At 71.6% G+C, this 8,292-nt stretch carries 8 protein-coding genes and 1 pseudogene; 2 read left to right on the top strand and 7 right to left on the bottom strand.

The features are described from left to right. Positions 1 to 559 precede the first annotated feature (559 nt). Complete coding sequence (locus ACFRCG_RS17785) at positions 560 to 778, bottom strand: hypothetical protein (RefSeq protein ID WP_380006923.1); 219 nt, start codon at positions 776 to 778, stop codon at positions 560 to 562. Between the two features lie 304 nt (positions 779 to 1,082). On the opposite strand from ACFRCG_RS17785, the gene ACFRCG_RS17780 reads away from it, so the two are divergent. Beyond that, the gene (locus tag ACFRCG_RS17780; protein ID WP_380032492.1) at positions 1,083 to 1,904 is read left to right on the top strand and encodes an alpha/beta hydrolase; all 822 of its coding nucleotides are present in this window, start codon (positions 1,083 to 1,085) and stop codon (positions 1,902 to 1,904) included. 10 nt (positions 1,905 to 1,914) lie between these two features. Here ACFRCG_RS17780 and ACFRCG_RS17775 read toward each other — a convergent pair whose 3' ends face one another. From ACFRCG_RS17775 to ACFRCG_RS17760, 4 genes are all read right to left on the bottom strand, one after another. Continuing rightward, on the bottom strand, positions 1,915 to 3,117 hold the full coding sequence (locus ACFRCG_RS17775; RefSeq protein WP_380032490.1) for a methyltransferase domain-containing protein: 1,203 nt from the start codon (positions 3,115 to 3,117) through the stop codon (positions 1,915 to 1,917). Positions 3,118 to 3,287: 170 nt separating this feature from the next. Further along, positions 3,288 to 3,785, bottom strand: coding sequence for a nucleoside deaminase (locus tag ACFRCG_RS17770; RefSeq protein ID WP_380032488.1), 498 nt, complete (start codon positions 3,783 to 3,785; stop codon positions 3,288 to 3,290). 84 nt (positions 3,786 to 3,869) lie between these two features. Next, on the bottom strand, positions 3,870 to 4,340 hold the full coding sequence (cynS, locus tag ACFRCG_RS17765; RefSeq protein ID WP_380032486.1) for a cyanase: 471 nt from the start codon (positions 4,338 to 4,340) through the stop codon (positions 3,870 to 3,872). A 38-nt stretch (positions 4,341 to 4,378) separates the two neighbouring features. Further along, the gene (locus tag ACFRCG_RS17760; protein ID WP_380006908.1) at positions 4,379 to 4,990 is read right to left on the bottom strand and encodes a carbonic anhydrase; all 612 of its coding nucleotides are present in this window, start codon (positions 4,988 to 4,990) and stop codon (positions 4,379 to 4,381) included. A gap of 124 nt (positions 4,991 to 5,114) precedes the next feature. Between ACFRCG_RS17760 and cynR the strand changes: the two genes are divergently transcribed. Further along, positions 5,115 to 6,032 carry a transcriptional regulator CynR gene (cynR, locus tag ACFRCG_RS17755; protein WP_380032484.1) on the top strand — a complete coding sequence of 306 codons (918 nt, stop codon included), beginning with the start codon at positions 5,115 to 5,117 and terminating at the stop codon, positions 6,030 to 6,032. Positions 6,033 to 6,045: 13 nt separating this feature from the next. On the opposite strand, the gene nhaA is transcribed toward cynR, so the two are convergent. Beyond that, positions 6,046 to 7,932 carry a Na+/H+ antiporter NhaA gene (gene nhaA / locus ACFRCG_RS17750; protein WP_380032483.1) on the bottom strand — a complete coding sequence of 629 codons (1,887 nt, stop codon included), beginning with the start codon at positions 7,930 to 7,932 and terminating at the stop codon, positions 6,046 to 6,048. Positions 7,933 to 8,149: 217 nt separating this feature from the next. Then, a pseudogene (locus tag ACFRCG_RS17745) lies at positions 8,150 to 8,292 on the bottom strand (iron transporter); the annotation flags it as partial.

Below are 8,292 nucleotides of genomic sequence, written 5' to 3'. Positions count from 1 at the left end.
GAGCCGAAAGACGCGCCGCCCGCCGCCACGCCCGAGGCCACAGCGCCTGCCGACAGGCAGCACCGCACCTCGACCGGCAGCGATCGCCAACGCCGCATCTGACCGGTGCCGCGCCGGCGACGGCGCACCCCAAACCGAAACACGCGCGCCGCTCGCCGCCGCGCCCGAGGCCACGGCGCCTGCCGACGGGCAGCACCGCACCTCGACCGGCAGCGATCGCCAACGCGCCATCTTGACCGGTGCCGCATCGGCAAGGGTGCATCCCGAGCCGAAGACGCGCGCCGCCCGCCCCCACAGCGCCTACGGACGGGCAGCACCGCAGCACCCCACAGCCCCACGCGCGCCCGACGCCGCACCCCATGGCCCCGCGCGCCCTACGGGCGGTGCGCACCCCACGCCCCCACGCGCGCCCTACTGGGCGGTGCGACGCCGTACCCCATGACCCCGCGCACCCTACGGGCGGTGCGCACCCCATGGCGGCCCCGCGCCCTACGGGCGGTGCGCACCCCCACGGCCCCACGCCGCGCCCTACGGGCGGTGCGCAGACGTGGGTGATTCCTCAGGTTCCGTCGATCTGCAGTTCCACGAAGACGTCCGGGTCGAACGGGACCCACCGGGCCGGGCGGTCGCTGCCCACGATGCGCAGGCGGCACCAGTCCTCGCCGCGCCCGCCGTACCAGCGCGCGTTGATTCGACCCAGGGCCCAACTGCCGTCCCGGTTACGGATCTCCACCGGCTCGTAGACCCGGCGGATCTCCTCCTCCGGAGGAGCCGTCACCCACTCGACTCCCATGCGTCGCTCTCGATGATCATTCAGCACAGTTCCACCCCCTGAATCGCAGGTGACCAAGCGGTCTCGCTCGCACCGAGCCCGCCGAAACCAAGCTTCTACACATCTGTAGAAACCTTACATGACGCCCATTCCGAAATCCGCCCCCGTCGACACCCCCGCCCCCGGACACAACCACACGCCCGCCGCGGCGCGGCCGGCGCCGTGCCGGGGGCGGTGTCACAGTGGCGGGAAAGGATCTTGTTCGGGCTGGTGTGCGGCGGGGGCTTGGTGAGCGAGGCGAGGTAGGGCCGTGAAACGTACTCCCGTGGTGTTCATCCATGGTTTGTGGCTGCATTCGACCAGCTGGCGGAATTGGATCGAACGATTCCGGAAGGCCGGCTACGAGCCGCTGGCGCCCGAGTGGCCCGGAGTGCCGGGCACCGTACTGGCCACCCGCCGGGACCCGCAGAGCCAGGCCGGCGTCGGCCTCGCCGAGATCGCCGCGGCGCACGCGGACGTGATTCGCGGCCTCGACACCCCACCGGTGCTGATCGGCCACTCCGTCGGCGGCCTCATCGCCCAGCAGCTGCTCGGCGAGGGCCTGGCCGCCGCGGCCGTGGCGATCTGCCCCGGCCAGATCAAGGGCGTCAAGGCGATCGGACCGGCCCAGCTGAAGTCGACATACGCCATCCTGCGCAACCCCGCCAACGCCAAGCGCGCGGTGTCGCTGAATCAGGCCCAGTTCCGGTACGGCTTCGCCAACACCGTCTCCCGCAAGGAGTCGGAGGACCTGTTCGCGGCCTGGACGATCCCCAGTTCCGCCCGCCCGCTCTTCCAACTGGCCCTGGGCAACCTCACCCGCAACTCCCCCGCCGAGGTCGCCACCGGGAACCGGTCGCGCGGACCACTCCTGCTGCTGTCGGCGAAGCAGGACCACACCGTCCCCGACGTGCTGACCCGTGCCACGCTCAAGCGTTACCGCAACTCCCGTGCCACTACGGACTATCGCTGCTTCGAGGACCGGGGCCACTCGCTGACCGTCGACAGCGGATGGCCGGAAATCGCGGAGAGCGCACTGCTCTGGCTCGCCGACGCCGGCTTCCCCGCCGCCGCGGCCCCGACCCCGGCCTGACCCCCGGGCGTCAACCGCGGCCCCGCGCGGGCCAGTCGTGCGCCGGCGGCACGAGCGGAAACGTGGTGGCGCCGTACCACGGTTGTTGGTCCACGACGCCGTCGCCGGCGACCGTGACGGTCAGGCCGAAGTCGTGGATGGTCGGCCGGCCCCGGGCGTTCCACCAGTGCCAACTCGCCTCGACCTCGTGCCACAACCGACGCGGGCCCGACTGCCGGATGGTCGGCGCGTCCGTGCCGAAGTCGGCCGCCGCGATCGAGTGACCCCGGCCGGTGTCGGCGCCGTACAGCCACAGCGTCGCGCCGAATATCCCGTGCAGCACCGGCCGGGCCAGGCAATCGGGTACACACAGGCCGAGCACGAAGCCCACCGGGTCGAACGGCCCGCCCACGACGTCGTCGTAGCCCAACGTCGTGGTCGTCGCCCGGGTGTAGGCGGCCCAGTCGTCGGGCAGCGCCGCGCCGCCGTAGCGCCGCCAATCCGGCCGCTGGGCCCGCAGCTTCATGAACGCCGTGGCGAGCGTGAACGGCCCGCTCGCACCACGCCGATCGGCGCCCACCACCAGGCGCAGCGCGCAATCGCCACTGCCGTAGTCGGTGCCCCACGGCAGCACGATCACCGCACCGGGCGCGGCCTGTTCGATCCACGCCGCCGGCACCCGTCGCACCCCGGCGGTGACCTGGATCCGGTCGTACGGCCCGCCCGCCCGATGGCCCAGCGTGCCGTCGCCGGTGATCACCTCGACCAGATCGCCGAACCCGGCCGCCGCCAGATTCTCCCGGGCCCGCCGGGCCAGGTGCGGGTCGACCTCGATCGAGGTGACCCGGCAGCCGCGCGCGGCCAGCAGGCCGGCGCTGTACCCGGTCCCGGTGCCGACCTCCAACACCCGCATCCCCGGGGCCGCGTCGAGGTCGTACAACATCTCCGCGAGGGTCGACGGCGTCGACGCCGACGACGTGGCCAACCGGCCCGCCTCGGTGCCGGAGTGCCGGCCGTCGTCCCACTGGGTCACCAACGCCCGGTCCGAATAGACCGCTCGGCGCCACGCCTCCGGATCCCGGTCGCGATCGAGGAGCGCGTCGGTGTCGTCCGGCCAGATCCGGGCGGGCACGAAGTCCTCGCGCGCCACCATGCCGAACACCGACTCCCATCCCGCCGGGAGCACGTCCTTGCGCTTGAGCAGCGCCGTGAGCGTGTCGGGCCCCACCGTCATGAGACGCACCGTCGAGCGGGAACGACGGACCGAGCGGCCATCACGAACCAACCTTTCCGGAGGGTGACTACTCGCCGCACCCTAGAAACGCCGAAACGTAATCGTCAAGGCGGGTACGGAAGTCGGCGATATCGACTCCGCAACGGCGGCGAGCGGCCCCGGCGGTCGGATCAGGCGGTCGGGGCGCCCGTGACCCGGCGTTCGCCGCCGTTGCGGCGCTGCCACTCGCGGTAGACGTCGGTGGCGGCGGTGCGCGGCTCGTATCGCATCGGAAGCCGGCGCTCCTCCCACGGCTTGGCGAACTCCGCGTAGAAGGTGTCGAGTTCGAAGTACCTGCGGTCGTCGACGTAGTGCGGCGCGTAGTCGTCGCGGGTGGTCAGGAAGACGACCTCGTCGGGGGAGCAGTAGTACAGCGAGCCCAGGCACATCGGGCACGGGTGGGCGAGGACGTAGACGGTGGCGCCGATCAGATGCTCCGTCCCCAGCTTTCGGCACGCCTCGCGGATCGCCAGGATCTCGGCGTGCGCGGTCGGATCGGCGGTCTGAGCCACCTTGTTCGCGCTCTCGGCGACGATCTCGCCGTCGCGGACGATCACCGTCGCGAAGGGCCGGCCGCCCTCCTCGACGTTGCGGAGGGCGAGGTCGATGGTGTGTTGGGCGAAGTCCATGGGATTCCTTGGGATTTCCGGGTCGTCGGGAATTTTTGGTCGTTCGGGCGAAGGTGTGCGGAAAGAGATGGGAAAGCCGGAATCTCAGAACGGCTTGGTCGGCAGATACTTGCCGTCCAACGTGATCACCGCGCGCTCGCCGCCCTCCGGGTCGGCGACCTTCCGCACGTCGAGGCGGAAGTTGATCGCGCTGATGATGCCGTCGCCGAACTGCTCGTGGATCAGCGCCTTGAGGGTGGTGCCGTAGACCATCAGCATCTCGTGGAAGCGGTAGATGGTCGGGTCGGTCGGCAGGCCCGGGGTGTCCGGGCCCCGGGTGGGGATGGCCTGGAGCATTGCTGCGGCGTCCGGGCCCAGGTCCAGGAGTTCGGCGACCGTGTGTGCGGCGTCGGCGGGCAGCGGGTGTTGACCGAGGACGGCGGCGGTGACGAACGCGACGGACAGGCCGGTGGGTTCGGCGATCCGCTCCCAGGTCAGGTCCTTGCGGATCTTGGCCTCGACGGCGGTGACGGCGAGCTGCTGCCGGGCGGTGGGGTCGAACAGGGCGTGCGGCATGGGGGTTTCCTTACGAAGGGGTGTGGGGGAGGGAAGGGTCAGGCCGGCAGGGCGATCGGCCGGCCCGTGGCGGCGTCCAGCGCGGTGACCGTGCCGGAGCCGATGTCGTAGACCCAACCGTGCAGGGTCAGTGCGTGCCGGGCCAGGGCGCGGGCCACGCTCGGATGTGTGGCCAGGTTGGCGAGTTGGTCGGCGACGTTGCTCCGGACCAGCGCGCCCACCCGATCGGAGGCGTCCGCGGCCGGGCGGGCCCGGTCCGGGTTGGCGTGCCGCAACCAGTCGGCCACCTGCGGCGTACCGGCCAGGTCGTGGCCCTCGGCGAGCGCGGTCATCGCCCCGCAGGCCGAGTGCCCGCAGACGATCACGTCCGTGACCGCCAGGACGGCGACCGCGTACTCGATGCTCGCCGCCACCCCGTCACCGCCGCCCGCGCCCGGTGTGTGGGCCGGCACCAGATTGCCGGCCGTACGGATCACGAACAGCTCGCCCGGCTCGCTCTGGGTGATCAGCTCCGGCACCACGCGGGCGTCGGAGCAGCCGATGAAGAGCGTCGCGGGCCGATGCGCGTGCGCCAGGCGGTCGAACAGCGGCGCCTTGGCCGGGAACACATCGCGCTGGAACCGGGTGACACCGGCGGTGAGGTGATGCATGGCACTACTCCCTTACGAAGGCGAAGACGCTCCTGCCTGACTGGATCCACCATGCATGACCTGTGCCTATAGCGTCCAAGACGCAGTACCCATCGACGCCATAGTCCTCACCTATAGTCGTCCCATGGCCCCGGAACTACGGCACCTCCGCTATCTGCTCGCCGTCGCCGAGCACGGCAACTTCACCCGTGCGGCGGAGGAATTGCGTGTTTCGCAACCGACCCTGTCCCAGCAGATCAAGCAGCTCGAACGCATCCTCGGAGTGCGCCTGCTCGACCGGAGCGGGCGCACGGTGCGGCCCACCGACGTCGGCGAGAGCTACCTGCACTACGCCCGCCGGGCCCTTCAGGACCTGGCCGCCGCCGAACGCGCCGTGCACGACGTGGCCGACCTGACCCGCGGCGGCCTGCGGCTCGCGGTGACGCCGACGTTCACCACGTACCTGGTCGGGCCGCTGACCGAGGAGCTGTACGCCCGTCACCCCGGGATCGCCCTCGACGTCGTGGAAACCACCCAGGACCGGATCGAATCCGGCCTGGCCGCGGACGAGTTCGACCTGGGCATCGCGTTTCGCGGCGCGCACCTGCCGGGGCTCGTCGGCACCGCGCTCGGCACCGAACGGCTCAGCCTGGTGGTCGGCGCGACCCGGCCGACTCCCGCCCCGGATGCCCCGCCGCTGCCGGTGCGCGACCTGGACGCGGAGCATCTGGCGCTGCTCAGCGACGACTTCGCCACCCGAGGGCACATCGACGAGTACTTCGCCCGGCACGGCGTACGGCCCGGGATCGCGGTCCAGGCGAACTCGATCCAGGCACTGACCGAGATCGTCCGACGCACCCCGCTGGCCACCGTGCTGCCGGACGCGATCGCCCGCGACCATCCGCATCTGCGCCCGGTGGCCGTCGATCCGCCGCTGCCCGTACGTACGGTCGTGCTGCTCCGCCGGGAGAGCGCCTACCGCAGCGCCGCCGCCCGCGCCTTCGAACGGCTGACCCGGGACGTGGTCCGGGCCCGCGACGACTTCCCGGAATCGGCCGGGTGAGCGCGGCGTGCGCTCAGCGGTCCATCAGCGCGCGTTCCTTGGCCGCGTGTACGGCCGCCGTGAGGCCGGCGATGTCGTAGGGGCCGTGGTGGCGGCGGCCGTTGACGAAGAAGGTCGGTGTACCGGTCACCCCGCTCAGGTCCGCCGACTCCTCGTCCTCGGCGACCCGATCGGCGCCCTGGCGGGTGCGCAGCGCGAGGCGGAACTCGTCGACGTCCAGGCCCAGGGTGCGCGCGTGTTCGATCAGGTCGCTCGGCTTGAGCGCGTCCTGGTGTTCGAGGAGGTGGTCCATCATCTCCCAGAACGCGCCCTGATCCGCGGCGGCCTCGGCGGCGATCGCGGCCAGTCGGGCCCGGGGGTGTACGTCGGGCAGCGGCAGGTGGCGCCAGACGTAGCGCACGTCGCCGAAGCCGGCCAGCAGCTCGCGCACCACCGGCTCGGCCCGACCGCAGAACGGGCATTCGAAGTCGCCGTACTCGACCAGCGTCACCGGCGCGTCGATCGGGCCCCGGATGTGGTCGCGGTCCGGATCCACCGGCACCGCCAGGTCGACCAGGCTCTGCCCGGTGCCGAGCAGCGCCCGCGACCGGGCCGGACGCGGCAGCGCCGAGATCACCACCGACACCAGCCAGGTGACCACGAACGAGCACACCACGGCGCTGAGCACGCCGACCTTGGCCTCGTCCAACTGCTCACCCTCGAAGGCGAGCGTCGCGATCAGCAGCGACACGGTGAAGCCCACACCGGCGATCGCGCCGCCGCCGACCACCGCGCCCCAGCCGACCGGCGGACGCAGCCGGCCCCCGCTGAGCCTGGTGGTCAGCGCACTGGCGCCGATGATCCCGATCGGCTTGCCGAGCACATAGGCGAACAGGATGCCGAGCGTGATCGGCGAGGCGAAGGCCCGGGAGAGCAGCGCGCCGTTCAGCGTGATCCCGGCGTTGGCCAGCGCGAACAGCGGCACGATCACATAGCTCGTCCACGGGTGGTACATCCGCTGCAGCCGCTCGTTGGGTGACAGCGCCGCCGCCATGCCGCGTCGGGCGGTGCGTTCCAGTTCAGGGGTGGGCTGCTCGCGGAAGGAGCGGAACAGGCCGGTGGCCCGTTCCAGCTCGGCCCGCGACGCCGGGTGGGCGATGGTCAGCAGGCCGAACACCAGGCCGACCACGACCGGATCCACGCCGGACTTCAGCACCGCGACCCAGGTGATCACGCCCAGCACCCCGTACGGGGCACCACGCCGGATCCGCGCGCCGCGCACCAGCAGGACCAGCCCGAGCAGGGCCAGCGCGATCAGCAGCGGGGTTACGTCGATGTGGTCGCTGTAGGCGACGGCGATCACCACGAGGGCGACGAAGTCGTCGACCACGGCCACGGTCAGGATGAACGTGTGCAGCCGGCGCGGGAACCGGCTGCCGAGCAGGGCGAGCATGCCCAACGCGAAGGCGGTGTCGGTGGACATCGCCGCGCCCCAGCCGTGCACGGAGGAGTCGCCCGCGTTGATCGCCAGATAGATCAGCACGGGTACGGCCATGCCGCTGAGCCCGGCCAGCAACGGCAGGGTCAACCGGCGCCGCTCGCGCAACTCGCCCAGGTCGAACTCGCGCCGGGCCTCGAGCCCGACCACGAAGAAGAACAGCGTCATCAGTCCGCTGTTCACCCACTCGCGCAGGTCGAGCGCGACACCGGAGTCGCCGAGCCGGATGGACAGGTGCGTGTGCCACAACGACTCGTAGGAGTCGGCGCCGATGTTCGCCCAGGCCAGCGCGGCCAGCGTGGCGACCAGGAGGACCGTCGCGCTGCCGCTCTCGGTACGGATGAACGCCCACCGCGCGGTGCGCGCCCCGCCCTCGTCGAGGGATTGGCCCGAGAGGCCGCCCCCGTTGCGCGGCTGCGTCATGCCTGTGCCCCCTGTAGCTGTACGTGTTCGGCGCTCCTCGGCCGGACCGGGTCAGAGGATATCCGTCGGCGCGCGGCTGATGATCTTCACGGACATACCCGGCGCGGGATCGGGTCGGTTCGGCATGATCTGTCGTGACCTCGCGTGATCCGCGTGATCCGCGTGGTTCGCGTGGTTCGCGTGGTTCGCGTGGTTCGCGCCACGGGGCGCGGTCCGCTCAGACGGAGGTGGTTCCCGGGGCGGCGGGAGCGGGGGCGGGGGTCTTCTTCTTCGGGCCGCCCTTGGGGAGCAGGAAGAACAGTGCCATGACGGGGATGAGGTAGAGGAGCCAGACGGTGGTCTGGAGGACGGTGGGGTCGG

It is taken from the genome of Embleya sp. NPDC056575 (genome assembly GCF_042793325.1).
Taxonomy (GTDB): Bacteria; Actinomycetota; Actinomycetes; order Streptomycetales; family Streptomycetaceae; genus Embleya.
Note: the sequence above shows the minus strand (reverse complement) of the source record. Positions and strands in the feature narration are given on the sequence as shown.

Bases quoted from the DNA above. Each gene is read 5' to 3' on its own strand.
- ACFRCG_RS17775 (WP_380032490.1), bottom strand. From the start codon at position 3,117: ATGACGGTGGGGCCCGACACGCTCACGGCGCTGCTCAAGCGCAAGGAC.
- ACFRCG_RS17770 (WP_380032488.1), bottom strand. From the start codon at position 3,785: ATGGACTTCGCCCAACACACCATCGACCTCGCCCTCCGCAACGTCGAG.
- cynS (WP_380032486.1), bottom strand. From the start codon at position 4,340: ATGCCGCACGCCCTGTTCGACCCCACCGCCCGGCAGCAGCTCGCCGTC.
- ACFRCG_RS17760 (WP_380006908.1), bottom strand. From the start codon at position 4,990: ATGCATCACCTCACCGCCGGTGTCACCCGGTTCCAGCGCGATGTGTTC.
- cynR (WP_380032484.1), top strand. From the start codon at position 5,115: ATGGCCCCGGAACTACGGCACCTCCGCTATCTGCTCGCCGTCGCCGAG.
- nhaA (WP_380032483.1), bottom strand. From the start codon at position 7,932: ATGACGCAGCCGCGCAACGGGGGCGGCCTCTCGGGCCAATCCCTCGAC.